Raw genomic sequence first — 24,209 nt, 5'->3', positions numbered from 1 at the left:
GCCCTCACACCGTGTCAGGGTCAAGCCCCGACCTCCGCACCGGCCACCGCCGACGACCCGGCCGGGGTCGAACGGGTCACCTCCACCGAGCCGGAGGCCGCCGCCGCGCCCCAGCGGCGGGCCAGCACCGCGCAGGTCATCAGCTGGATCTGGTGGAACAGCATCAGCGGGAGCACCATCATCCCCACCGTCGGCCCCGGGAACAGCACCGAGGCCATCGGCACCCCGCTGGCCAGACTCTTCTTCGAGCCGCAGAAGACGATGGTGATCCGGTCGCCGCGGCTGAAGCCCAGCCAGCGCGCGCCCAGGCCGGTCGCCCCCAGCACCACCGCCAGCAGCACCGCGTCCACCAGCAGCAGCACCGCCAGGGAGACGGGCGACAGCCGCCCCCAGATCCCGCCGACCACGCCCGCGCTGAACGCCCCGTAGACGACGATCAGGATCGACCCCCGGTCCACCAGGCCCAGCGACTTCCGGTGCCGTCCCATCCACCCGGCGATCCAGCGGCGCAGCAGCTGCCCGGCCAGGAACGGCACCAGCAGCTGCAGCACGATGTCCAGCATCGCCCGGCCGGAGATCCCCCCGCCGTCGGTGCTGAGCAGCAGTGCCGCGAGCACCGGGGTCACCACGATGCCCGCCAGGCTGGAGAAGGTCGCCGCACAGACGGCCGCCGCGACATTGCCCCGGGCGATCGAGGTGAAGGCGATCGACGACTGCACCGTCGACGGCAGCAGGCAGAGGAACAGCACGCCCTGGTAGAGCTGTGCGCTCAGCAGTGCCGGCTCCACCACCCGGAGCGCCAGCCCCAGCAGGGGGAACACCGCGAACGTGGCCAGCAGTACCGTCCCGTGCAGCCGCCACTGCTTCATCCCCTGCCAGGCCTCCTGGGTGGACAGCCGGGCGCCGTAGAGGAAGAACAACAGACCGACCGCGAACACCCCCAGGTCGGAGACGCCCCGGGCGGCCGGGCCCCGGGCCGGGAGCAGCGCCGCCAGGCCCACGGTGAGCAGCAGGGAGGTGATGAACGGGTCGAGCGGCCAACGGCGGGGCAGGGTCATGGCTCCACCCTGACACCCGCCCGTCCATGGCGAAAGCGACTCACAGCACTCACTGCCATCACGTTCTATGATGGTCGGATGTTCGATCCGGTACTGCTCCGCTCCTTCCTCGCCGTCGCCGAGACCGGCGGCTTCACCGCCGCCGGCCGACGGCTCGGACTCCAGCAGTCCACCGTCAGCCAGCACGTCCAGCGGTTGGAACGGGCCGCCGACCGGCAGCTGTTCCTCCGCGACACCCACAGCGTCGAACTCACCGGCGAGGGCGAGACCATGCTCGGCTTCGCCCGCTCCATCCTCGACGCCCACGAACGCGCCACCGCCTATTTCGCCGGGCCCCGGGTCAGCGGACGGCTGCGGTTCGGCGTTTCCGAGGACTTCGCCGTCACCGAGCTGCCGCAGGTGCTGCGCACCTTCCGGCACAGCCATCCGCAGGTCGACCTGCAACTGACGGTCGGTCTGACCGGGGTGCTCAACGAGCAGCTCGCCGAGGGCACGCTGGACCTGGTGCTCGGCAAGCGGGTGGCCGGCGGGACCGGCGGCGGACGGACCCTGTGGAGCAACCGGACGGTCTGGCGGGACCGGCTGGTCTGGGCCGCCGGAGAGGACTTCCGCGCCGACCCGGACGAGGGCGGGGCGCTGCCGCTGATCGTCTACCCGCCGCCGAGCGTCACCCGGGCCCGGGCGCTGGCGGCCCTGGACCGGGCCGCCCGCCCCTGGCGGATCACCTGCACGGCCAGCGGGCTCAGCGGCATGATCGCCGCCGCCCGGGCCGGGATCGGCGTGGTCGCGCACTCCCTCAGCCTGATCCCGCCGGGGCTGCGCCCACTGCCCGCCGACGCCGGCCTGCCCGATCTCGGCAGCACCGACTTCGTGCTGACCGGCGGCCGGGGCGCGGACAGCGAACCGGCCCGCGCGCTGGTGGACGCCGTCCTCGCCAACGGCGCCCGGCTGAGCCGCCGCGCACCGGCCTGAGCGCCGGTCAGCCGCCGCCCGTGGCACCCCGGTAGGTCCCGAAGGACCAGCGGTTGCCCTCCGGGTCGGCGGCGGCGAAGTCGCGCGAGCCGTAGTCGGTGTCGTGCGGCTCGGTGGTGATCCGGGCGCCGGCCGCCCGGGCCCGGGCGCACAGGGCGTCCGGCTCGTCGGTGACCACATAGGCGGCGAAGGTCCCGGGTTCGGTGGTCGGTGACCCGACCTCGGGGACCGAGCCCAGCATCACCCCGCCGCCCGGCGGCCAGCCGAGCTCGGCGTGGTCGACCCGGTCGCCCTCGCCGTAGACGACGGTCTCCTCGAAGCCGAAGGCGTCGACCAGGAAACGGATCAGCGCCCGGGCGTCACGGGCGCGGAGCACGGGCCATACCTGCGGCGGCGGGGCAGCCGCCGCTGTGGTGTCCGTCATGGCGGACCGGCCTCCTCACTGGGTTCGGAGTCCCCTCCTCCCAGTCTGGGCCCGCCGCGCGCCCGCCGCCGCGGGCAACGCTGCGGCACAGCGGTTCGGCACAACAAGAAAGGCGCCCCCGGCAGTGACTTTCGTCTCTGCCAGAGGCGCCTCAGCTGTGCGCGAGGGGGGATTTGAACCCCCACGCCCTTTCGGACACTGGCACCTGAAGCCAGCGCGTCTGCCATTCCGCCACTCGCGCATTGAGTGATGTCGTCGACTCTACCGAAGTTCCACCGGCGTCTTCAAACCGGTTGTTTCCCGGTCCTCCGAGCTGCCGTTTCGCTGCCGTAGCGCCTTGCGACAAGAAGAACACTAGCACGTCGGAAGGGGTGTCCAGGCCCGCCCCCGACCCGGAGCCGGAACCCCGGCCGGGCCCCGCCGACGAGCCGAACGGGTGATCGGCGGATGACCACGCCCGGCACCGGGTACGAGTCCGCCGGGGCATCCGATCCCTACCCGGTACCCCTCCGGTGATGGCATCCTTCCTGACGGTGCGGTCGACGGCCGCCGAGCGTCCCGGGCCGGGACGCCCTCGGTGACAGTGTGTCCGGACACACGTCGCCACCCGACCGGCACGAAGGAACCGCACAAGGACCCGCAGCGTAGATACGATCAGATAAGGAAGGCCGACAGCCACCCGCGCACCACCAGCGCGAAACGTACCGAACGCCAGACGGAAGGGGGTGCCCCGTGGGAGCCCTGAAGAAGTTCGAGCAGCGACTCGAGGGAATCGTCAACGGAGCCTTCGCCAAGGTGTTCAAGTCCGAAGTGCAGCCCGTTGAGATCGCCGGCGCCCTGCAGCGCGAGTGCGACAACAACGCCAGCATCTGGAACCGCGACCGGACCGTCGTGCCCAACGACTTCATCGTGGAACTCAGCACCCACGACTACGAGCGCCTCAGCCCGTACGCCGGCCAGCTCGGCGGAGAGCTCGCGGGGATGGTCCGCGAGTACGCCCAGGCTCAGCGCTACTCGTTCATGGGCCCGCTCAAGGTCGCCCTGGAGCAGGGCGAGGACCTCGACACCGGTCTCTACCGGGTCCGCAGCCGGATCGAGGCCAACGAGGCCGCGCCCGCCGCCGACCCGTACGCCCAGCAGCAGATGCCGCCGCAGCCGCAGTACGGCGGGCGCCAGGCCGAGGCCTGGCAGCCGCCGATGCCGCCACTGCCGCCGAACGTGCCCAGCGCGCCGACCGCGCCGGCCTTCCCCGCCGTCAAGCCGGGCGGGTACGACCAGCAGCCCGGCGGCTACGAGCCCCGCCCCGCGTACGAGCCGCCGGCCGAGAACAACGTCCGCCAGCTGCCCGGCACCGCCTACCCCCCGCCGCCCGGCGCAGCGCCGGTCCGCCGCTGGCTGGAGATGAACGGCGCCCGGCACCAGGTGACCACCCCGGCCGTGGTCCTCGGCCGCAGCACCGAGGCCGACGTCCGGGTCGACGACCCCGGGGTCTCCCGCAAGCACGCCGAGATCCGGATGGGCACGCCCTCCGTCGTGATGGACCTGGGCTCGACCAACGGCATCATCGTGGACGGTCAGCACACCCAGCGCGCCACGCTCCGCGACGGTTCTCGTATCGTCCTCGGCAGCACCACCATCGTCTTCAGACAAACCGAAGGGTGACGCGGGGCACATGTCAGACCTGACCCTCACGGTGATGCGGCTGGGCTTCCTCGCCGTGCTGTGGCTGTTCGTGATCGTCGCCGTACAGGTCATCAGGAGCGACCTGTACGGCTCGAAGGCGACCCAGCGCACCGCCACCGCCACCGGCCGCCGGTCCACCCCGACCGCGACGGGCGCCCCCACCGGCCGTCAGCAGCCCGCGCCCCCGCAGCAGCAGGGACGCCGGCCCCAGGGCCAGGACGGCGGCCGTGCGCGCCGCAGCGGACCCACCCACCTGGTGGTCACCCAGGGCTCCCTGGCCGGGACCACGGTGGCGCTGGCCGGTCAGACGATCACGCTCGGCCGGGCCCACGACTCGACGATCGTCCTCGACGACGACTACGCGTCCTCCCGCCATGCCAGGATCTACCCGGACCAGAGCGGTCAGTGGATCGTCGAGGACCTCAACTCCACGAATGGCACCTACCTGGACCGGACCCGGCTGACCAGCCCCACTCCGCTCCAGCCGGGAGTGGCCATCCGCATCGGCAGGACCGTCATCGAGCTGCGGAAGTAGTCACGCATGAGGCATGGGCACCACGCCACCGGGTCGCGAAGTCCCCGGCCGGCGACGCCCGGTGGGCGCGACCGGGCGCACCCGGGACCGGTCCGCACCGGACGCGCACCGTACGATGCATCAACGCACGCTGCACCGGGGCATCGCGCAGGGGACCGAGGGAAGGGGGCGGACGGCACATGAGCCTCGTGCTGCGCTTCGCCGCCGGGTCGCACAAGGGGATGATCCGGGAGGGCAACGAGGACTCCGGCTACGCCGGTCCGCGGCTGCTCGCCGTCGCCGACGGCATGGGCGGCCAGGCCGCTGGGGAGGTCGCCTCGGCCGAGGTCCTGTCCACCATGGTCGAACTGGACGAGACCACCCCCGACGCCGATCCGCTGACGGCACTGAGCCAGGCCGCAGAACGCGCCAACGAGCGGCTGCGGCTGCTGGTGGAGAACGACCCGTCGCTGGAGGGCATGGGCACCACGCTCACCGCCCTGCTCTGGGACGGGCAGCGGGCCGGACTGATCCACATCGGCGACTCCCGCGCCTACCTGCTGCGCGACGGCTCGCTCAGCCAGATCACCCAGGACCACACCTGGGTGCAGCGGCTGGTCGACGAGGGCCGGATCACCGAGGAGGAGGCCAGCACCCACCCGCAGCGCTCGCTGATCATGCGGGCGCTGATGGGCACGGGCGAGGTCGAGTCCGACCTGTCGATCCGTGAGGTCCGGGCCGGCGACCGCTACCTGATCTGCTCCGACGGCCTGTCAGGGGTGGTCAGCCACCAGACCCTGGAGGAGACGCTCGGCAGCTACTACGCGCCCGAGCAGACCATCGCCGAGCTGATCCAGCTCGCCCTGCGCGGCGGCGGCCCGGACAACATCACCTGCGTGGTCGCGGACGTGCTCGACGTGGCCGAGGGCGACCTCCCGTCGCTCCAGTTCAGCAGCGCCCCGATGGTCGTCGGCGCGGTCGCCGACGGTCCGCCCACGATCAGCCACCACACCATGGCGAACACCCCGGCCGCCCGCGCCGCCTCGCTGGGCCGGCCGCGACCGCCGGCCGACGCCGGCTACGGCGGGGCCAACGGGGACGGCTACGACGAAGGCGACTTCCAGGGCGAGGACTACGACGAGTCCTACGCGGACGCCTACGAGGGCGAGGGCGACTACGCCGACCCGGACGGGGACCCCGAGGAGGACGGCGGCCGACGCAGCCGGCGCCGGCAGCGGAGCCCCCGCAAGCGCGGCTGGCTGGCCCCCTCGCTGATCCTGCTGACCGTGCTGGTCCTGGTCGGCGGCGGCGCCTACGGCGGCTACCAGTGGACCCGGACCCAGTACTTCGTCGGCGCCGACGGCGACCATGTCGCGGTCTACCAGGGCGTCCACCAGAAGCTGGCCGGGATCAACCTGGCCACGGTCTACAAGGACTACCCGGACGTCCAGCTGACGTACCTGCCGTCCTACCAGCAGACCTCGGTCAAGAACACCATCAGCGCCAGCAGCCTGAAGGCCGCCGACGGCACGGTCACCCAGCTGCAGAGCCAGGCCGCGGTCTGCCGACAGCTGGCGACCGCCCCCAGCACCCCGGCCGCGCCGACGCCCACCCCCACGCCGAGCCCGAGCGGGGACAAGTCCGGGAAGACCGCCCCCAAGACCACCCCGGACACCAAGACCTCCGTCACGCCCTCCCCGTCCGTCTCCCTGACCCCGCAACAGCAGCAGTTGGCGCAGCTGTGCACCACCTCCTGACTTGAGCTTCCCCGGGCTGCGACCGAGCGCCGGGCGGTTGCACGCCCCGGCGGCGGTGACGGCCGCGCCGCAGGGCAGTCCGCAGCGCCGGAACACCGAGCTGTCGCTGCTGCTCTTCGCGGTCCTGGTGCCGGTGCTGGCCTACGCGAACACCGGCCTGTCGATGGACGCCAGGGTGCCGGAGGGAATGCTCCGCTACGGGCTCGGCATGGGCGCCTTCGCGCTCTGCGCGCACCTCGCCGTGCGCCGCTTCGCCCCCTACGCCGACCCGCTGATGCTGCCGCTGGCGGCCCTGCTCAACGGGCTCGGCCTGGTCTTCATCTGGCGCCTCGACAAGGCCAGGGAGCTGCACCCGAACTATCCCGCGGCGCAGAACCAGCTGGTCTGGTCGGGCCTGGGGATCGCGCTGTTCATCGGGGTGATGGTGTTCCTGAAGGACCACCGGTTCCTCCAGCGCTACACCTACCTGGCCGGGCTGGCGGCGCTGGTGCTGCTGGCGATCCCGGCCTTCATGCCGGACCGCGCCTCGGACTTCGGCGCGAAGATCTGGATCCACGTCTGGGGCTTCTCGATCCAGCCGGGCGAGTTCGTGAAGATCATCCTGCCGGTGTTCTTCTCCGGCTTCCTGATGATGAAGCGGGACGCCCTGGCCCTGGCCAGCCGCCGCTTCCTCGGCCTCTACCTGCCGCGTGGCCGGGACCTCGGGCCGATCGTCGCGGTCTGGGCGCTCAGCCTGCTGATCCTGGTCTTCGAGACCGACCTCGGCACCTCGCTGCTGTTCTTCGGCATCTTCGTGATCATGCTGTTCGTCGCCACCGAGCGGACCAGCTGGATCATCTTCGGGCTGCTCATGGCCGGGCTCGGCTTCTGGGCCGTCGCCCGCACCGAGCCCCATGTCGCCGCCCGGATCACGGCCTGGCTGCACCCGCTCCAGGAGGTGGCCGGCGGCGGGATCGGCCAGCTCGGGCAGTCACTTTTCGCCTTCGGCGCGGGCGGGGTCACCGGGACCGGACTCGGTCAGGGCCACTCCTGGCTGATCGGCTTCGCCGCGAAGAGCGACTTCATCCTCGGCACCATCGGCGAGGAACTGGGCCTGGCCGGGCTGATGGCGCTGCTGCTGATCTACGCGCTGCTCTCGGAGCGCGGGCTGCGGACCGCACTGGCGGCCCGCGACCCCTTCGGGAAGCTGCTGGCGGTGGGCCTGTCCGGGGCGTTCGCCCTGCAGGTGTTCATCGTGGCCGGGGGTGTGACAGGTACCATCCCACTGACTGGAATGACACTGCCGTTCATGGCCCAGGGCGGATCCTCCGTCATCACCAACTGGGCCCTGGTGGCAGTACTGCTGAAGATCAGCGACGTCTCCCGGCGGCCGGTCCCGGCGCCCGCCCCGGTGTGAGGGTCCGGCCCCGGCCGGACCCTCCAGAACCGACCTCGGTCCGCCGGGCGTCATGAACAACGTGTAGACAGGTAGTCGTCGTGCCGCACGCCACCAGAAGGGTCACCCGACCGTGAACAAGCCCATCCGCCGGGTATCCGTGTTCTGCCTGGTCCTGGTCCTGGCCCTGATGATCCGGGTCAACTGGGTGCAGGGCGTCGACGCCGCCTCGCTCAACGACAACGCCAACAACCGGCGCGGCATGATCGAGGCCTACAGCTACCCCCGGGGCAGCATCATCGTCGGCGGACAGGCCGTCACCAAGAGCCAGCTGGTCAACGGCAACCAGTTCAAGTACCGGGAGTCGTTCACCAACGGCCCGCTGTACGCCCCGGTGACCGGCTACTCCTCGCCGATCTTCAGCAGCAGCCTGCTGGAGAGCGTCGAGTCGCAGTACCTCGACGGGACCGCCTCCGACCTGGCCGTCAACAACTTCGAGTCGCTGATCACCGGCAAGCAGAAGCAGGGCGCCGACGTGGTCACCACCATCGACGCCAAGGTGCAGGCCGCCGCCTACAACGCGCTGACCCAGCAGAAGAAGATCGGCGCGGCGGTGGCGCTGGACCCGACCACCGGGGCGATCCTGGCCCTGGTCAGCGCGCCCTCGTACGACCCCAACGTGCTCGCCAGCGGCGACACCAGCGGGACGACCTACACCAGCCTGCTGAACGCCCCCGGCAACCCGATGCTGAACCGGGCGCTGCGGCAGACCTATCCGCCCGGCTCGACCTTCAAGCTGATCACCTCGGCGGCGGCGCTGGAGACCGGCCTGGTCACCGACATCAACGCCCCGACCGACTCGCCGAACCCCTACCCGCTGCCGGGCACCGACATCTCGCTGCCGAACGAGAGCGCCAGCGACCCCTGCACGAACGCGACGCTGAACACCGCCCTGACCTACTCCTGCAACACGGTCTACGGCAAGCTCGGCGTCGAGGTGGGCGACGCGCGGATGGCGCAGGAGGCCCAGAAGTTCGGCTTCAACGCCACCCGGTACATCCCGGTCCGGGTCGACCCCAGCACCTTCGCCACCGGCATCAACCAGTCGCAGACCGCGATGTCGTCGATCGGCCAGTTCGACACCTCCGCCACCCCGCTGCAGATGGCCATGGTCGCCTCCGCCATCTGCAACAACGGCGTGCTGATGACCCCGTACCTGGTCTCCGAGGTGCGTGCCGGCGACCAGAGCGTGGTCGGCACCCCGACCCAGCCGACCCAGCTCTCGGTGGCCACCACCCCGCAGGTCGCCTCCGAGATCCAGACGATGATGGTCAACGTCGTCCAGAACGGCACCGGGGTCACCGCGCAGATCCCCGGCGTCACCGTCGGCGGCAAGACCGGCACCGCCCAGAACGGCACCAACAACGCCAACACCCCGTACGCCTGGTTCGTCTCCTACGCCAAGAACAGCGCGGGCAAGGAGATCGCCGTGGCCGTCGTCGTCGAGTCCAGCGACACCTCCCGCGGCGACGTGTCCGGTGAGGAGCTGGCCGCCCCGATCGCCAAGCAGATGATGGAGGCCTACGTCGGCCAGTGAGCGGTGGGAGCGGGTCCGGTTCGACAGCGGCCGCCACATTCCGTTCTCATATCAAGTGCCCCGGGCGGACCTGAACCGTCGATACGCCCGGTAGCGTATCCGCAAGCAGCGGTATGTCCACGCCGGTGCTTCCGCAGTCCACTGCAGGCCCGACAGATCAACCTCGGCACCGGCGAGGGAGAGGGTTGGAACCATGGAAGAACCGCGTCGCCTCGGCGGCCGGTACGAGCTGGGCGGCGTCCTGGGACGCGGCGGCATGGCCGAGGTCTACCTCGGCCACGACATCCGGCTCGGACGCGCCGTCGCTGTGAAGACGCTGCGGGCCGACATGGCCCGTGACCCGTCGTTCCAGGCCCGTTTCCGTCGTGAGGCCCAGTCCGCGGCCTCGCTGAACCACCCCTCGATCGTCGCCGTGTACGACACCGGCGAGGACTACATCGACGGTGTCTCGATCCCGTACATCGTCATGGAGTACGTCGAGGGATCCACGCTGCGCGAGCTGCTGCACTCCGGCCGCCGGCTGCTGCCCGAGCGCGCGCTGGAGATGACCACCGGCATCCTCTCGGCGCTGGAGTACTCGCACCGCAACGGCATCGTCCACCGCGACATCAAGCCCGCGAACGTCATGCTGACGCGCAACGGCACGGTCAAGGTGATGGACTTCGGCATCGCCCGCGCCATGGGCGACTCCGGCATGACGATGACGCAGACCGCCGCGGTCATCGGCACCGCCCAGTACCTCTCGCCGGAGCAGGCCAAGGGTGAGCAGGTGGACGCCCGTTCCGACCTGTACTCCACCGGCTGCCTGCTGTACGAGCTGTTCACCGTCCGGCCGCCGTTCATCGGCGACTCCCCGGTCGCGGTGGCCTACCAGCACGTCCGCGAGGAGCCGCAGCCGCCGTCGGTCTACGACCCGGAACTGCGGCCCGAGTACGACGCGATCGTGCTGAAGGCCCTCGCCAAGGAGCGGGAGAACCGCTACCAGAGCGCCGACGAGATGCGCGCCGACATCGAGCGGGCCCTCGACGGCCTGCCCGTCGCCGCCGCCCAGGGCGTCGGCTACGGCGCGGGCCCGGCCATGGGCGGCTACGACCAGCAGACCCAGGTCTACGGCGGCCAGCCGGACGCCTACGGCCGCACCACGGCCATGCCGCAGCAGACCGCGTCCGGCTACGGCCAGACCAGCCTGCTGCCGGGCGTCGGCCAGGGCTACGACGCCGGCGGCGACGGCTACGACGACAGCAACAACGGCTACGACAACGGGTACGACGACGGCTCGGGCTACGGCGGCCGCGGCGACCGGCGGCGCAACGCCGGCGGCGGCGGCGGTCGCAGCCGCAGCACCTCGTGGATCATCCTCGGCATCGCCGCGGTCCTGGTGCTGGCCGGCTCCTACTTCGTGGCGAAGTCGATGTTCGGCGGCACGGCGAAGAACACCTACACCGCCCCGCCGCTGATCGGCCAGGACTGGAACAGCGCCCAGGCCTCCGTCGGCAACGTCCAGGGCAACCTGAAGGTGGTCCAGGGCGCCGAGGTCGCCTGCAGCACCGACACCGCCAGCAAGGGCGACGTCTGCACCCAGAGCCCCGCCAGCGGCGCCGTCATGCAGGAGGGCGGCACCATCACCGTCCACCTCAGCAGCGGCGCGCCGACCAAGGCGGTGCCCCCGGTCACCAACCAGACCCAGGCGAACGCGACCACCGCGATCAACGGGGCCGGCTTCACCCTCGGCTCGGTGACCTCGGCCTCCTCGGCCTCCATCGCCTCCGGCAGCGTCATCAGCCAGAGCCCGGCGGCCGGCAGCCAGGCGGCGCTCAACAGCCCGATCAACATCGTGGTCTCCAGCGGCCAGGCCCAGGTGACGCTCTCGACCAACCTCGTGGGCATGGACGAGAACGACGCCATCAACGCGCTCAAGTCGCAGGGGCTGACCTACACCGCTCCGACCGCCGGCGCGTACACCGGCAGCTACGGCGTCGGTGCGGTCGTCGCCGCGACCTACAACGGGCAGCCGGTGACCTCGGGATCGCAGGTGCCGGCCGGCGCCCAGATCACCATCCAGATCAACCCGGCCAATCCCTCCCCGTCGCCCTCGACCAGCAACCCCAGCGACCCGAACAACCCGGGCAACAACAACGGCAGCCCGGGCAACAACAACAACGGCAACAACGGCTTCGGCTTCGGCAACGACTGACCCACCGGGCAGCAGTCGGCAGGGCCCGAGGGGCCGGGGACACAGCAGTCGTCCCCGGCCCCTCGGGCGTTCCCGGCGCCGCACGCGCCGATCCGGCGGTTCTGTCGGATCATGACGTCATGGCAACCCCGATGAACGAAACCCAGTGGCGTGCCTTCCTCGGCGAGGGCACCCGTACCGGCAAGCTGGCGACGACCCGGGCCGACGGCCGCCCGCACGTCGCCCCCGTCTGGTTCCTGGTCGACGGCGAGGACCTGGTCTTCAACACCGGCGCGGACACCGTGAAGGGACGGACCCTGGCCCGTGACGGCCGGGTCGCCTTCTGCGTCGACGACGACCGCGCGCCCTACGCCTTCGTCCTGGTCGAGGGCCGGGCCACGCTCAGCGAGGACCTGCCCCAGGTGAAGGAGTGGGCGACCCGCATCGCCGCCCGCTACGTCGGCGAGGACCAGGCCGCGGCCTACGGCGAACGCAACGGCGTACCCGGCGAGCTGCTGGTCCGGGTCCGGATCGAGAAGGTCGTCGCCCTGGCCGACCTGGCGGCCTGAAGCCGGCCGCGCCCGGTCGACCGGCCCCGGCCCCGCCGCCCCGACCCGCCGTCAGCTCAGCTCCGGCGGCAGGTCCCGGGCCCGGTCGACCGGCTGGGTGCGGGTCAGCGAGGCCCAGACCGCCATCCGGTAGCGGGAGGTGTAGGCGGGGGTGCAGGTGGTCATGGTCAGGTAGCGGCCCGGACGGTGGTAGCCGGAGCCGGCCGGGACCGGGGCGGTGACCCCGACGTCGTACTTGGAGGTCTGCTCCAGGGTCCGGTCGACCGTGTAGACGTACCAGGTGTCCCGGGTCTCGACCACGACCTTGTCGCCGGGCCGCAGCTCCGGCAGGTTGTGGAACTTGGCGCCGTGCCCGTCCCGGTGCGCGGCCAGGGCGAAGTTGCCGCTCCCGGCCCAGGGCATGGCGGCCCGGTAGGGCTCGGTGTAGGCGCCGGCCACCCCCTCGTTCAGGACGTCGGTACCGGTCCCCAGCTTGATCAGCAGGTCGAAGTCCTTCCCCAGCCGGGGAATGTGCAGGAAGCCGATCCCGCCGCCCCGGTAGACCCGGGGCGGGGCGCCCGCCGGCGGGGCCGCCGACGGCACGGTGGCCCAGGCCTGCCGGACGCTCGCCGCGTCGTCGTCGGCCCGCCGGTCGGCGACCACATCGGTCCACCAGAGCGAGTAGACGACGAACAGGGCGAGGACGACCCCGGCGGTGATCAGCAGCTCGCCCAGCACGCCGAGGGCGCGCTGCAGCGGGGCCAGGGGGGCGCGGGAGGAAGCGGTCGACATGGGTGGCGGTCTCCTCGGTGGTGGGTTGCCCGCACCACCGAGGGACGGCCCGGTCAGCCGTTCAGCAGCGCCGGCGGCACCTTCCCCGAACTCTTCGGCAGGTCCTGGACCAGCTTGCCCCAGACCGCCATCCGATAGGTGGAGGTGAACTCCGGCGTACAGGTGGTGAGGGTGATGTAGCGGCCCGGTTGGGTGAACCCGGACTGCGGCGGCACCGGCTCGATCACGCTGACGTTCGACGGCGAGGTCTGCGGGAGCGTGCTGGTGACCGAGTAGATGTAGTAGTCGTAGGCGGTCTCGACGATGACCTGGTCGCCCGGCACCAGCTTGTTGATGTAGCGGAACGGCTCACCGTGGGTGTTGCGGTGGCCGGCCAGGGCGAAGTTGCCGGTCGCGTCCCAGGGGAAGGCCGTCTCCTGGGCGCCGGTGTAGTGCCCGACCATGCCGTTGTCCAGGATGGTGTCCTTGTCGACGCCCTCGGCGATCGGCGTCTCCACATCCAGCTTCGGGATGTAGATGATCGCGAACTTGGTACCGACGGCTATCGCGTTCGGGTAGGGGGAGTGGTCCTTGGAGTCGGCACCGGCGTGCCACTGGGTCTCCAGCTTGCTCTTGGCCCCGCTGGCGTAGGCATCGGCGGTGACATTGGTCCACCACAGCTGGTAGGCCACGAAGAGGAACATCACCACGCCCAGGGTGATGAACAGCTCCCCCATCGCCCGGACCGCGATGATCCCGGGCTTCTCCTTGACCTTGGGCGGCCTGGGGCCCGCCTGCGCGCGTCCGCCGGCCCGGCGCTTGCCGCTGGCCGCACGCCGCCGGGCCGCCCGTCCGCCCCCCTCCGGCGGCCCGGGCGGGTAGGACGGCGGGACCCGCAGCACCATGGTGTCGGAGCTGTCGGCCGCCTCGGCGTCGAAGTCGCCCAGGTACTCGCCCGAGGGCATGGCCCCGCCCGGGGGCACCGCGCCCCCGGGCTGCCAGGGCAGTCCGTCGCCGCCGTCCGCCCGCTCCGGGCGCAGCGCGGTCACGCGGAGACCCGCCCGATCACCGGCGCCAGGCCGCTGGAGCGGCCCACCGCGGCCTCGTCCCCGCACTCGGCGAGCCAGTTGGCGAGCATCCGGTGCCCGCCCTCGGTGAGCACCGACTCCGGGTGGAACTGGACGCCCTCGACCGGCAGGTCCCGGTGGCGCAGGCCCATCACGATGCCGGAGTCGGTCCAGGCGGTGACGGCCAGCTCCGGCGGCACCGTGTCGCGCTCCACGGCGAGCGAGTGGTAGCGGGTGGCGACCAGGGGGGAGTGGAGGCCGGCGAAGACGCCGCCGTCCTCGTGGGTGACCTCAGAGGTCTTGCCGTGCAGCAGTTCCGGCGCACGGTCGACGACCGCGCCGTAGGCGACGGCGATCGACTGGAGGCCGAGGCAAACCCCGAAGACCGGCAGCCCGACCGCGGCGCAGTGGTGCACCATCTCGATGCAGACCCCGGCCTCCTCCGGCGTGCCGGGTCCGGGTGACAGCAGGACGCCGTCGTAGTCGGCGGGGGTCACCGACCCGACCTCGACCGCGTCGTTGCGCACCACCTCGCAGCTCGCGCCGAGCTGGTAGAGGTACTGGACCAGGTTGAACACAAAACTGTCGTAGTTGTCGACAACGAGGATGCGGGCGGTCATGAGGCGGCAGCTCCGGTCGGGACAAGCGGCAGGTAGGTGGGGAGAGCGGCACCGGTGAGCGTGGGGCTCGACGCCTTGCCGCCGGCGGAGGGTGCGGCGGCGGGGCCGGTGGACCCTCCCGAGGGCCCGGCCGACGGGTTGCCCGCAGGGGCGGTCGCGGTCGCGGAGGGGGCGCCGCCGTTCACCGTGACGTCGTTGAACGGCAGCAGCGGCTCCGCCCACGGGAAGACCCAGTTGAACAGGACGGCCACCACCGCGGCGAACATCAGCAGCGACAGTAGGGCCCGCACCAGGTTGTTGCCTGGGAGCCGTCCCCAGATCCAGCCGTACATCGCGCTCCTTTGCCCCGGCCCGGCACCTCGGCAGGCCGGGGCACCAGGGTACGGGGACACGGCTGCGGCAGGTGGGTGGACTGGCCTCTCGTTACCGTTTTGCCAGCTTCGCCCGTGCTTGTCCGCTCATCATTTGAACCCGCCGCCTTACCCTGCACACCGGAATGACTTCGGTCGGCGCCCCCAGGCAGGCTCCGGAACAGGGCCGGAACACGTCACAAAAAGGTGAATCGGCGATCATTCGGGCGCGTCCGTCCATCAGGCCGATCACGAACCGGGCAAGTATCGGAACTTTCTACGAATCCGACGCGTACCCTTATCTTCTTCCGACTCCGGAAGCCACTACGCTAACGGACGCTGGAGACGTGTGCGGCATGCCCGACCGCCGTGCCACTGGCCCAGAAAACCCACAGCTCAGTTGGCCATCTGCGGCCATGCAGCGCAGCGCATCGACAGGAGTGCTCCTCGTGCCGAAGTCCCGAATCCGGAAGAAGTCGGACTACACCCCGCCGCCCACGGCGACCGCGGTGAAGCTCAGTTCCGGGCGCAGTTGGATCGCACCACTGATGCTGGCCCTGTTCCTGGTGGGCCTGGTGTGGATCGTCGTCTACTACGTGTCCAGTTCGTCGTGGCCGATCCAGGGCATCGGCAACTGGAACATCGTGATCGGCTTCGCCTTCATCGCGGGCGGCTTCGGCGTCTCCACCCAGTGGAAGTAGCGGATTCCGGCCCTTCGGCACGGTCCCGACTCGGACGGGCGTTCATTGTCCACATGGTTATCCACAGTGGGGAAAACCATGACTATCTGTGGATAACTTGAGCCCAGAAGCCCCGGGAGCCGCTCGACGGCAGCCCGTGGCGGGATCGAAACAGCAGGTGGACACGGGTAGACCGCAAGATCCACAAGGGCGCCGCCGACTCCGGCGGCGCCCTTGTGGACAACTGGACGAATCACGGCCGCGGGGCCGACCGCACCGCCTCAGGCAGGGAGCTGGGCCGCCCCGACCAGACTGGCCACCACCACCGCGGCCAGCACCAGGCCCATCGTCCCCCACTGCACCAGGTTCCTCCGCCCGGCCGGCGCGTGCGCCAGGCCCAGGCCCATCGCCAGCCCCGCCACCAGTCCGCCCACATGGGCCTCCCAGCTGATCCCGGCGATGGTGAAGGTGGCCACCAGGTTGACCACGATGATCGCCACGATCGGCCCCAGCTGGTAGCCGCGCTTGCGCTGCAGCAGCACCAGCGCACCCAGCAGCCCGAAGATCGCCCCGGACGCGCCCAGAGCCGGCGTCTCCGGCGCCACGATCAGCTGCAGCGCCGAGCCGGCCAGCCCGGCCACCAGGTACAGGCTCAGATAGCGCCAGCGGCCGAGCAGCTGCTCCAGGGTCGGTCCGATCACCCACAACGACCACATGTTCATGCCGATGTGCAGGATCTGCTGGTGCAGGAAGACCGAGGTGATCATCCGGTACCACTGGCCGTCGGCCACCCCGCCGGCGTAGCCGGGGAGGTCGCCCAGCATCAGGAAGCGGTCGACGAAGGAGTTGCCCAGCAGGTAGGTCAGGCCCCACACGGCCACGTTGATCCCGATGAGGACCTTGGTGACCAGCGTGCCGTCGCGGACCGGTCGGCCGCCGAACGCGGTGGTGGCCTGCCGGACACCGGCGTTCCCGCCCTGCACGCAGTCCCGGCACTGGAAGCCCACCGCGGCGCCGACCCGGCAGTCCGGGCAGACCGGCCGCTCGCAGCGGGTGCAGCTCACCCCGGTCTCCCGGCCCGGATGCCGGTAGCAGTCCGGCAGGGTGTAGCCGCTGTGCTGCTGGGGACCGCCCGGCCCCTGCTGATCGGAGAGCATCTGCCTGCCTGCCTTCTGGACCTCGAGTGAACGCCCGAAGGCCAGCTTTCCACCTCCGGACCCGTCGAAGCCCGATCCGGGCCGGAGAACTGCCGCGAACCGGGCCGCCGGGCGACCGCTACCTGCGGCGCCGACCGCTACCTGCGGCCGATCCGCACCGACTCGATCACCACGTCCTCGACCGGACGCTCGCTGGACGGCGTCACGGCCGTGCCGGCGATCGCGTCGACGACCTTCCGCGAGGCCGGGTCCACCACCTCGCCGAAGATGCTGTGCTTGCGGTTCAGCCAGGCGGTCGGCGCGACCGTGATGAAGAACTGCGAGCCGTTGGTCCCCGGGCCGGCGTTGGCCATGGCCAGCAGGTACGGACGGTCGAAGTGGAGGTCGGGGTGGAACTCGTCGGCGAACTGGTAGCCGGGGCCACCGGTGCCGGTGCCCAGCGGGTCGCCGCCCTGGATCATGAAGCCGGCCAGCACCCGGTGGAACACCGTGCCGTCGTAGAGCGGAGCGTTCGAGGCCGCGCCGGTCCGGGGGTCGATCCACTCCCGGCTGCCCTCGGCCAGGCCGACGAAGTTGGCGACGGTCTTCGGGGCGTGGTTCGGGAGCAGCCGGACCTCGATGTCCCCGAGATTGGTCCGAACAGTGGCGTACAGCTCCTGGGCCACGACGCGCCTTCCTTCCGTCCGTGCCTAGCTCATGGCTTCATGTCGACAGAGGGAATCCTCGCATGCTCTGCACAACTGCGTACAAAAGAGCAGGATGCGTAGGAGGAGCGCCGCGCGCCCGGGAACGATCCAGGCGGCATGATCATTGTCAGAGTGGGCAGGCGACCCCACAGGACGCCACCGAGGAGGAGGAACTGGTGACCCGCATCGACGCAGCCCGCGAGGCCGCAGGGAAGACCAGGGAACAGCTCGTTCCCTACGCCGCGAGCGCACGGGACGCGGCGGTGCACTACACCGACGAGGCGTGGCAGCGGCTGGCACCGCACCTCGAAACCATCGAGCACAGCGTGATCCCCCGGGTCGTCCCGCTGTGGGAGCAGGCCAGGGCCAACGTGCCCCCGGCCGCGCTGGAGGCCGCCGGCAAGGCCGGCCAGCGCACCGTGGAGGCCGCCAGGGCCGCCGGACTGTCCGCCAGGGCCGCTGCGGTCCAGGCCCGGCAGGCAGCGGTCCCGGCCGTCAACAGCGCCCTGGAGGAGGCCGTCCAGGCCACCGCCGCCGCCGCGGCCACCGCCCGCGACCGGGGCGCGGCCGCGCTCCCGGTGCTGCGCGGACAGATCAGCGTCGCCGAGATCGAGGCACTGACCGCCCAGCACGCCCACAAGGGCCGGTGGACCCGCCGGTTCGTGGCCGTCGGCGTCATCGGCGCCGTGGCCGGCGGCGGCGTGGCCGCCTGGAAGTGGTGGCAGAAGCAGAGCAACCCGGACTGGCTGGTCGAACCCCCGGCCGCGCCGCTCCCGCTCCGCAGCACCCCGGCCACCGGCCCGGCCACCGGCGCGTCCGGGTCGAGCGCCACCGGCGCGCTCAAGCTGGACCCGGAGGTCGCGGCCAAGGAGTCCGAGGCCGAGACCCTGGACCCGGAGGAGCCGATCGACCCGGTCGATCTGGAAGCACCGCTCGACGGCGAGGACGAGGACGGCCCCACCCGCTGAGCACCGCCCGCCCCCGCGACCCCGCACGCACCGTGCGGGGTCGCGGCGCGTCCGGCCCCGTTCCGCCCGGCTGCTCGGCCACTCGGCTGCTCGGCCACTCAGCCACTCGGCTACTCGGCGTCGGCGACGACCGACCCCACCCGGTCCCCCAGCTCCGGATCCCGCCGCGTCAGCACAGTGGCGTAACCGACCGCGGCGATCACCAGGGCCAGCGCCAGCCACGGGAACCAGTCGTACGGCGCCGGCTGCCCCGGCTTCGCCAGGTAGCCCAGGGGCCCCAGGATCGCCACCGCGCCCAGCCCCGGCAGCACCAGGTGCCGCACCGCCCGGAACTCCTGCGGCCGGTACCGCCGGTAGTAGAACGGCAGCGCCACATTGGACGCCAGGTAGACCAGCAGGATCAGGATCGAGCCCATGGTCGACGCCTCGGCGAAGAAGCGCACCGGGTCCATCGAACCGCTCCGGCCGCCCAGCAGGTGCCCGGCGCCCCAGCCGCCGATGATCAGCAGCGCCAGCGAGATGAAGGTCGCGATGGCGTAGGTCGGCGTCCGCCGGGTCGGGTGCACATAGCCGATGAACGAGGGCAGCATCCCCTCCCGGCCCGCGTTGAAGACCAGCCGGGCCTGCGAGTTGGTACCGGCGATCAGCGCGCCCAGGGTCGAGGTCAGCCCGGCCGCATAGGCCAGGAAGGCGAAACCGCCGAGGGTCCGCTGCGCCACCGTCACGAACGGGATCTGCGCGGCGCCCAGCCCGGCCACGTCGTAGTCGAAGCCGGTCACCGTGGCGTAGGAGAACAGCAGGTAGCTCAGCGACATGATGCCGATCGAGCAGAAGACCGCCCGGCCGACATTGCGCCGCGGGTCCTCGGTCTCCTCCGCCAGCGCCGCCGAGTTCTCCCAGCCGACGAAGAGGAAGACCGCCAGCGGAAAGCCCTGCGCCAGACCCTTGAAGCCGTCCTTCAGCCGGCTCGGCTCGAACGGGCTCAGCGAGAGGTGGCCGCCGTGGCCGACGATCGTCGCCACCGACACCACCACCAGCACCAGCAGCTCGATGCCGAAGAAGAAGCCGGCCACCTTGGTGGAGACCGCGATCCCGCGCACCATCAGCGCCACCGACGCCGCCGTCAGCAGCAGCGACCAGACGATCCACGGAAGCCGTACGCCCGAGTAGCGCTCCACGGTGATCTGGACGAACCCGCCCGAGATCGAGATCACCGCCGCCATCCCGATGATGTAGCCCAGCCCGGCCAGCAGCGCGGTGGTGACCGCGCTGGTCGGCCCGAAGCTCCGGCCGACGAAGGTGATGAACCCGCCGGCCGAGGGGTGCGCCCGGGAGAACTGCGCCAGGGTGTTGCCGAGCAGCGCGACCGCAAGACCGGCCGCCGCGATCGTCAGCGGGGACGCCACCCCGGCCGTCAGCGCCAGGAACCCGAAACCGAAGTAGAAGCTCATCGCCGGACCGATGTTGGCCATCGTGGCCGCGGCGATGTCCACCGTGCCCAGCGTGCCGCCGAGCAGCCGGTGCTCGCGTGCCGCGCGGGGAACCGGACGGCCGGTGCCGGGGTCGGTCATGCTGCGCCCTCCCTGGGTGCCGGGTGCTGCCGAGTGGTGACGGACGGGTTCGCCGGCCGTCGGCGGTCGACGGTCGACGGTCAACCGTCGACCGGATCCGGACCGGCCGCGCGCAGCCGGTGGTGCGCCTTGACCGCCCCCACCGCCGCGTCCATCCGCCCGGTCTCCAGCGCGTCCAGCAGCTCGCCGTGCCGGAGGTTGCCGGCCAGCAGCTGGGCCGTCGTGCCGGCCGGCCGGAGCAGGCAGAGCCGGCCGACCAGGTCGGTGGCCCGCTCCCGGGCCGGCTGCCCGCCCAGGGCCCCGGCCAGGTCCAGGTGGAACCGGGTCTCCAGCCGCGGCAGCAGTTCGGGGTCGGCGGTCCGCCCGATCTCCTCGACCAGCGCCCGGAGTCCGTCCAGCTCCCCGCCGCGGATCTCGCCGCAGTGCAGCGCGACCAGGCCGCACTCCAGCAGCAGCTGCAGCGCCTCCAGCGGCGCCGCCAGCTCCGCGTCGTACAGCGCGGCCACCACCCCGGACCAGCCCTGGGCGACGAAGGTGCCGCCGGTGCGGCCGCGCTGACGGTCCAGCAGGCCGTCCTGGCACATGCCCTCCAGCGCCCGGCGGACCGTGATCTCGCTTATCCCCAGTCGCTCGGAGAGCACCCCGACGTCGTCCAGCCGCTGACCCGGGGTCAGTGTGCCCAGGCGGACCTGGAGGGCGATGGCGGAGCGCACCAGGTCCGAGCCGCCGAGCCCGGCGGCGGTGAGCTGGCCGCCGGTCCTGGCCGCCTGGGTGTAGGGGCCGAACTTGCCCGCTGTGCTCGCCACGGGACCACCCTAGCCGCCGCCGAACCGCAGCTCCGCGCCCCGGAGCCCGGGTCGGAGCCGGTCCGCGCTCAGTGCGCACCGGCGGTCGCCGCGGGGCTCTCCGAGCCCGGGGCCGGGGCCTCGTCCTCGGTGAAGTCCAGCTCCGGCGGGGCGGACCGGAAGCCCCGGGTCAGGTAGGCCAGATAGACGACGCCGAGGGCCAGCCAGACCAGCCCGAGCACCAGCGCGTGGTCGTCCAGCTTGGTCAGCAGGTAGACGTCCACCACCGCACCGACGGCGGGGGCGACCAGCCAGGTGAGCGCCGCGGGGCGCTCACCCGCCCGCCGACGGCGCAGGTAGAGGCCGATGACGCTGATGTTGACGAAGGTGAAGGCGGTGAAGGCGCCGAAGTTGATGAACGAGGTCGAGGCGGCGACGCTGAGCCTGAGCGCGATCAGGCCGACCGCGCCGGTGAGCACGATGTTGGCGGCCGGGGTGCGGAAGCGCGGGTTGATCCGGCCGAAGAACTTCTTCGGCAGCACCGAGTCGCGGCCCATCGCGAACAGCAGCCGCGAGGTGCTGGCCTGCGCCGCGAGACCGGAGGCGAACTGCGCGACCACCAGGCCGGCCAGGAAGAACGAGGAGAACAGGCTGCCGCCGATGGTCCTGGCGATCTCGAACGCGGCCGAGTTGGGGTCGGCGAAGGCGCTGCCGGGGTGCACCAGCTGGGTGGTGTAGGAGACCAGGACGAAGATGCCGCCGCCGATCAGCGCGGTCAGCATGATCGCCCTGGGGATGGTCCGCTGCGGGTCGACGGTCTCCTCGGTCAGCGTGGTCACCGCGTCGAAGCCGAGGAAGGAGTAGGCGGCGATGGCGGCCCCGGCCGAGATCCCGGCCAGCGAGGAGCCGTGGTTGGCGAACGGCGTGGTGCTGGCCATCGCACCCGCCCCGCCGAGGTGGTAGACGTGCGCCAGCGACAGCACCACGAAGAAGCCGATCACCAGCACCTGGAAGGCCATCAGCAGCGAGTTGGCGTGCTCGGCGACCTTGATGCCGACCACGTTCAGCACCGTGGTCAGCACGATGAAGCCGACGATCCAGATCCAGAACGGGACGGCCGGGAACTGCGCCTGCAGATAGGCGCCGCCGATCAGCCAGATCACCATCGGCAGGAAGAAGTAGTCCAGCAGCGTGGCCCAGCCGACCAGGAACCCGATCCGGGAGTCGACCGCCCGCCGCACATAGCTGTAGGCCGAGCCGGCCACCGGGTAGGCCCTGGCCATCTTGCCGTAGCTGTGCGCGGTGAACAGCATCGCCACCAGGGCCAGCAGGTAGGCGCTGGGAACGGTGCCGCCGGTGGTCTGCGCGACCACGCCGTAGGTGCCCAGCACGATCAGCGGCGCCATGTAGGCGAGGCCGAACAGCACCACCGATCTGAGCGAGAGGGAGCGGGAGAGCGTGGGGGATTCCATCGGGGCTCCGGGGGTGCGTGGGAGTGGGGACGCGGTGCCGGCGGGGTCGGGCGCCGAGGGCGGTCGGGCGCCGAGGGGGGTACGGGACGTGAGCGCGGGCGGTGGGGCGGTGGGGAGCGGTCAGCCCGGGCAGGAGCCGGGCCGCCAGCTGCGGGGTCGATCCGGCCCCGGTACAGCGGCAGCTCGATCGGGGCGTCCGCGTCGGTGAACTGCTCCCACATCCGGTTGGTCCCGGCGGTGCCGTGGGTGCGGACCCGGGTGACGTGGTCCAGGTCCAGCACATCGGTGAGCAGCGCGGGCCCGGCGTCCGGGCACTCCGCCCGGACCAGCCCCTCGGGGTCGACGATCAGGCTCCGGCCCCGGCCGACCGGGCCGGCCGCGTTGACGCTGACCACGAAGACCTGGTTGACGATGGCGTTGGCCCGGGCCAGCACCACCTCCTGCTCCCGGTCGTCGCTGGTGGTCTCCACCGGGTTGACGATCACCTCGGCGCCCATCCAGGCCAGGTGCCGGGCGACCTCGGGGAACCAGCTGTCGTAGCAGATGGAGAAGCCGACCCGGCCGGTCCCCGGCACCTCGAAGACCACGAAGCGGTCGCCCGGGACATAGGGCTCGTAGGGACGCCAGGGGAAAACCTTGCGGTAGGAGGCGGCCAGCCGGCCCTCCGGCGAGAACGCCAGGGCCGTGTTGAAGAGCTCGCCCCGCTCGCCGCGCTCGGTCACGCTGCCCGGCAGCAGCCACACGCCGAGGTCTCCGGCCAGCTCGGCCAGCCGACGGACCCGCGGTCCGTCCAGCGGCTCGGCGGCGGCCTCCAGCTGCTCGTGGCGGCCGGCTGCCGCCCCGGCGTCGACGCCGCAGAGGTGCATCTCGGGGTGGACGACCATCCGGGTGCCGGGGTTCTCCGCCAGCAGCCGCTCCACCTCGGCGGCGAAGCCGTCCGGATCGGCCTCGGCCGGACGCGGCGCCGCCTGGACGGCGGCAATGGACAGGAGTCGGTTCACGGGGACCTCCAGCTCCCTGGGCGGGCCGCGTGACACCGGCGGCGGCGGACCGGACGGTCGGCCCCAGGCGGAGTCAAAATTAGAGCACAGTGAACAATTAAACAAGACCCCGCTTCGGGAACGCCGAAGGGCCCCACCCGCCTGCGCGGGTGGAGCCCTTGATCGTCCATGGAGATCGGCCATGGAGCCGGAGTGTGGAGCCCAGGGGAATCGAACCCCGCAATCGTTACCTTCCGACCTGCGATTTCGCCGGAAAACCGGGACAAACCGCCCGTTTCCATCCGCCTGGGTCCCTCTCGATCCGTTTCGATCCGGGGCCTCTGCTGACGTGTCAGCAGACCCGTCAGCCGGTCTCGGGGCGGGGCAGCTCGTCCAGGTCGATAGTGAAGGTGCGTCCGTCCGCCAGCTCGATCGGGAGCCTGCCGGTGCCGTACTTGTGGGTGCGCACCGTGACATAGCCGCTACCGGTGGGCTCGGTGTGGACGACGACCTCCGCGGCATACGGGTCCACGATCGCGTAGATCGGGATGCCGTAGCGGCCGTACTTGGCGGTGCAATCGTCGTAGTCCTTGCGCGCCGAGGAGACCGACACCACCTCTGCGATCAGCAGGACGTCCTCGAAGCTGTAGCGCGTGCCCTGCCTCTGCGCGTCCTCCCGCAGGATCGCGAGATCGGGCGCGGAGTTCTCGTCGGCAGGAAAGTCGAGGTACACGTCGGAGGGGGTCTTGGCGTGACGTCCGAGCGAGACGATCGTGTCGTACTGCAGCGACTTGATCGTGCTGGAGCGCTCGAAGCTCTGCGGGGTCATCAGCACCTTCCCGTCGACGCCGAAGAAGACCGTGTATCCCTCGGGGAACTCGGTGTGCATGACCGCATCGACGCTCATCGGCCTCTCCCTTCCATGAACCCTCAGAATAGGGGCTTCCCGGCAACAGGGGCAGGGCATCTCCGAGTGCAGGACCCCTCCTCGGCGTAGGGTC

At 71.5% G+C, this 24,209-nt stretch carries 23 protein-coding genes and 1 tRNA gene; 10 read left to right on the top strand and 14 right to left on the bottom strand.

The window, feature by feature from the left end:
- Positions 1-20 precede the first annotated feature (20 nt).
- A complete protein-coding gene (locus tag BS75_RS21265; RefSeq protein ID WP_042437775.1) occupies positions 21-1,058 on the bottom strand; it encodes a bile acid:sodium symporter family protein in 1,038 nt (345 codons plus the stop codon).
- A gap of 78 nt (positions 1,059-1,136) precedes the next feature.
- On the opposite strand from BS75_RS21265, the gene BS75_RS21260 reads away from it, so the two are divergent.
- Positions 1,137-2,030, top strand: coding sequence for a LysR substrate-binding domain-containing protein (locus BS75_RS21260; protein ID WP_034089394.1), 894 nt, complete (start codon positions 1,137-1,139; stop codon positions 2,028-2,030).
- Positions 2,031-2,037: 7 nt separating this feature from the next.
- Here BS75_RS21260 and BS75_RS21255 read toward each other — a convergent pair whose 3' ends face one another.
- Complete coding sequence (locus BS75_RS21255) at positions 2,038-2,454, bottom strand: VOC family protein (RefSeq protein ID WP_034089393.1); 417 nt, start codon at positions 2,452-2,454, stop codon at positions 2,038-2,040.
- Positions 2,455-2,612: 158 nt separating this feature from the next.
- Positions 2,613-2,695, bottom strand: a tRNA-Leu gene (locus BS75_RS21250).
- A gap of 491 nt (positions 2,696-3,186) precedes the next feature.
- Between BS75_RS21250 and BS75_RS21245 the strand changes: the two genes are divergently transcribed.
- The 7 genes from BS75_RS21245 to BS75_RS21215 all read left to right on the top strand — a co-directional run bounded on the left by BS75_RS21245 (position 3,187) and on the right by BS75_RS21215 (position 12,122).
- Positions 3,187-4,116, top strand: coding sequence for an FhaA domain-containing protein (locus tag BS75_RS21245; protein ID WP_034089392.1), 930 nt, complete (start codon positions 3,187-3,189; stop codon positions 4,114-4,116).
- A 10-nt stretch (positions 4,117-4,126) separates the two neighbouring features.
- Positions 4,127-4,672, top strand: coding sequence for an FHA domain-containing protein FhaB/FipA (locus tag BS75_RS21240; protein WP_034089391.1), 546 nt, complete (start codon positions 4,127-4,129; stop codon positions 4,670-4,672).
- Between the two features lie 179 nt (positions 4,673-4,851).
- Positions 4,852-6,408, top strand: coding sequence for a PP2C family protein-serine/threonine phosphatase (locus BS75_RS21235; RefSeq protein ID WP_034089390.1), 1,557 nt, complete (start codon positions 4,852-4,854; stop codon positions 6,406-6,408).
- A 37-nt stretch (positions 6,409-6,445) separates the two neighbouring features.
- On the top strand, positions 6,446-7,804 hold the full coding sequence (locus tag BS75_RS21230; RefSeq protein ID WP_042437777.1) for an FtsW/RodA/SpoVE family cell cycle protein: 1,359 nt from the start codon (positions 6,446-6,448) through the stop codon (positions 7,802-7,804).
- Between the two features lie 112 nt (positions 7,805-7,916).
- Positions 7,917-9,380, top strand: a complete 1,464-nt coding sequence (locus BS75_RS21225; RefSeq protein WP_034089389.1) for a peptidoglycan D,D-transpeptidase FtsI family protein — start codon at positions 7,917-7,919, stop codon at positions 9,378-9,380.
- Between the two features lie 193 nt (positions 9,381-9,573).
- Positions 9,574-11,574 carry a Stk1 family PASTA domain-containing Ser/Thr kinase gene (gene pknB / locus BS75_RS21220; protein WP_034089388.1) on the top strand — a complete coding sequence of 667 codons (2,001 nt, stop codon included), beginning with the start codon at positions 9,574-9,576 and terminating at the stop codon, positions 11,572-11,574.
- 119 nt (positions 11,575-11,693) lie between these two features.
- Entirely contained in the window at positions 11,694-12,122 is a 429-nt protein-coding gene (locus BS75_RS21215; RefSeq protein WP_034089387.1) for a PPOX class F420-dependent oxidoreductase, read from the top strand.
- 51 nt (positions 12,123-12,173) lie between these two features.
- Here the strand turns inward: BS75_RS21215 and BS75_RS21210 are convergent, their stop codons facing one another.
- Genes BS75_RS21210 through BS75_RS44580 form a run of 4 tightly spaced genes read right to left on the bottom strand, consistent with a single transcriptional unit; the run spans position 12,174 to position 14,891 of the window.
- The gene (locus BS75_RS21210; RefSeq protein ID WP_034089386.1) at positions 12,174-12,893 is read right to left on the bottom strand and encodes a class E sortase; all 720 of its coding nucleotides are present in this window, start codon (positions 12,891-12,893) and stop codon (positions 12,174-12,176) included.
- Positions 12,894-12,946: 53 nt separating this feature from the next.
- A complete protein-coding gene (locus tag BS75_RS21205; protein ID WP_034089385.1) occupies positions 12,947-13,921 on the bottom strand; it encodes a class E sortase in 975 nt (324 codons plus the stop codon).
- Positions 13,918-14,559, bottom strand: coding sequence for an aminodeoxychorismate/anthranilate synthase component II (locus tag BS75_RS21200; protein ID WP_034089384.1), 642 nt, complete (start codon positions 14,557-14,559; stop codon positions 13,918-13,920). Before BS75_RS21200 ends, BS75_RS21205 begins: the two co-directional genes overlap by 4 nt.
- Positions 14,556-14,891 (bottom strand): hypothetical protein, encoded by a 336-nt coding sequence (locus BS75_RS44580; protein WP_052069584.1) that lies wholly within the window; start codon positions 14,889-14,891, stop codon positions 14,556-14,558. Before BS75_RS44580 ends, BS75_RS21200 begins: the two co-directional genes overlap by 4 nt.
- A 467-nt stretch (positions 14,892-15,358) precedes the next feature.
- Between BS75_RS44580 and crgA the strand changes: the two genes are divergently transcribed.
- On the top strand, positions 15,359-15,610 hold the full coding sequence (gene crgA, locus BS75_RS21190) for a cell division protein CrgA (protein ID WP_034089383.1): 252 nt from the start codon (positions 15,359-15,361) through the stop codon (positions 15,608-15,610).
- A 260-nt stretch (positions 15,611-15,870) separates the two neighbouring features.
- Here the strand turns inward: crgA and BS75_RS21185 are convergent, their stop codons facing one another.
- Complete coding sequence (locus tag BS75_RS21185; RefSeq protein ID WP_034089382.1) at positions 15,871-16,746, bottom strand: rhomboid family intramembrane serine protease; 876 nt, start codon at positions 16,744-16,746, stop codon at positions 15,871-15,873.
- A gap of 137 nt (positions 16,747-16,883) precedes the next feature.
- Positions 16,884-17,411 carry a peptidylprolyl isomerase gene (locus tag BS75_RS21180; RefSeq protein ID WP_034089381.1) on the bottom strand — a complete coding sequence of 176 codons (528 nt, stop codon included), beginning with the start codon at positions 17,409-17,411 and terminating at the stop codon, positions 16,884-16,886.
- Positions 17,412-17,608: 197 nt separating this feature from the next.
- Between BS75_RS21180 and BS75_RS21175 the strand changes: the two genes are divergently transcribed.
- Positions 17,609-18,400, top strand: a complete 792-nt coding sequence (locus BS75_RS21175) for a DUF5324 family protein (protein ID WP_042437779.1) — start codon at positions 17,609-17,611, stop codon at positions 18,398-18,400.
- A 110-nt stretch (positions 18,401-18,510) separates the two neighbouring features.
- Here the strand turns inward: BS75_RS21175 and BS75_RS21170 are convergent, their stop codons facing one another.
- The 5 genes from BS75_RS21170 to BS75_RS21150 all read right to left on the bottom strand — a co-directional run bounded on the left by BS75_RS21170 (position 18,511) and on the right by BS75_RS21150 (position 24,115).
- Entirely contained in the window at positions 18,511-19,971 is a 1,461-nt protein-coding gene (locus BS75_RS21170; RefSeq protein WP_034089380.1) for an APC family permease, read from the bottom strand.
- An 80-nt stretch (positions 19,972-20,051) separates the two neighbouring features.
- On the bottom strand, positions 20,052-20,777 hold the full coding sequence (locus BS75_RS21165) for a FadR/GntR family transcriptional regulator (RefSeq protein ID WP_034089379.1): 726 nt from the start codon (positions 20,775-20,777) through the stop codon (positions 20,052-20,054).
- Between the two features lie 68 nt (positions 20,778-20,845).
- Positions 20,846-22,228: an APC family permease gene (locus tag BS75_RS21160; protein WP_034089378.1), complete on the bottom strand. Its 1,383-nt coding sequence runs from the start codon at positions 22,226-22,228 to the stop codon at positions 20,846-20,848.
- Positions 22,150-23,229: a carbon-nitrogen hydrolase family protein gene (locus tag BS75_RS21155; RefSeq protein WP_331281431.1), complete on the bottom strand. Its 1,080-nt coding sequence runs from the start codon at positions 23,227-23,229 to the stop codon at positions 22,150-22,152. Before BS75_RS21155 ends, BS75_RS21160 begins: the two co-directional genes overlap by 79 nt.
- 343 nt (positions 23,230-23,572) lie before the next feature.
- On the bottom strand, positions 23,573-24,115 hold the full coding sequence (locus BS75_RS21150; RefSeq protein WP_034089377.1) for a Uma2 family endonuclease: 543 nt from the start codon (positions 24,113-24,115) through the stop codon (positions 23,573-23,575).
- Positions 24,116-24,209: the final 94 nt, after the last annotated feature.

The sequence above is a fragment of the Streptacidiphilus albus JL83 genome, from assembly GCF_000744705.1.
Lineage (GTDB): Bacteria > Actinomycetota > Actinomycetes > Streptomycetales > Streptomycetaceae > Streptacidiphilus > Streptacidiphilus albus.
Note: the sequence above shows the minus strand (reverse complement) of the source record. Positions and strands in the feature narration are given on the sequence as shown.

Bases quoted from the DNA above. Each gene is read 5' to 3' on its own strand.
- pknB (WP_034089388.1), top strand. From the start codon at position 9,574: ATGGAAGAACCGCGTCGCCTCGGCGGCCGGTACGAGCTGGGCGGCGTC.
- BS75_RS21265 (WP_042437775.1), bottom strand. From the start codon at position 1,058: ATGACCCTGCCCCGCCGTTGGCCGCTCGACCCGTTCATCACCTCCCTG.
- BS75_RS44580 (WP_052069584.1), bottom strand. From the start codon at position 14,891: ATGTACGGCTGGATCTGGGGACGGCTCCCAGGCAACAACCTGGTGCGG.
- BS75_RS21170 (WP_034089380.1), bottom strand. From the start codon at position 19,971: ATGACCGACCCCGGCACCGGCCGTCCGGTTCCCCGCGCGGCACGCGAG.
- BS75_RS21160 (WP_034089378.1), bottom strand. From the start codon at position 22,228: ATGGAATCCCCCACGCTCTCCCGCTCCCTCTCGCTCAGATCGGTGGTG.
- BS75_RS21260 (WP_034089394.1), top strand. From the start codon at position 1,137: ATGTTCGATCCGGTACTGCTCCGCTCCTTCCTCGCCGTCGCCGAGACC.
- BS75_RS21240 (WP_034089391.1), top strand. From the start codon at position 4,127: ATGTCAGACCTGACCCTCACGGTGATGCGGCTGGGCTTCCTCGCCGTG.
- BS75_RS21150 (WP_034089377.1), bottom strand. From the start codon at position 24,115: ATGAGCGTCGATGCGGTCATGCACACCGAGTTCCCCGAGGGATACACG.
- BS75_RS21235 (WP_034089390.1), top strand. From the start codon at position 4,852: ATGAGCCTCGTGCTGCGCTTCGCCGCCGGGTCGCACAAGGGGATGATC.
- BS75_RS21255 (WP_034089393.1), bottom strand. From the start codon at position 2,454: ATGACGGACACCACAGCGGCGGCTGCCCCGCCGCCGCAGGTATGGCCC.
- BS75_RS21200 (WP_034089384.1), bottom strand. From the start codon at position 14,559: ATGACCGCCCGCATCCTCGTTGTCGACAACTACGACAGTTTTGTGTTC.
- BS75_RS21210 (WP_034089386.1), bottom strand. From the start codon at position 12,893: ATGTCGACCGCTTCCTCCCGCGCCCCCCTGGCCCCGCTGCAGCGCGCC.
- BS75_RS21185 (WP_034089382.1), bottom strand. From the start codon at position 16,746: ATGCTCTCCGATCAGCAGGGGCCGGGCGGTCCCCAGCAGCACAGCGGC.
- BS75_RS21215 (WP_034089387.1), top strand. From the start codon at position 11,694: ATGGCAACCCCGATGAACGAAACCCAGTGGCGTGCCTTCCTCGGCGAG.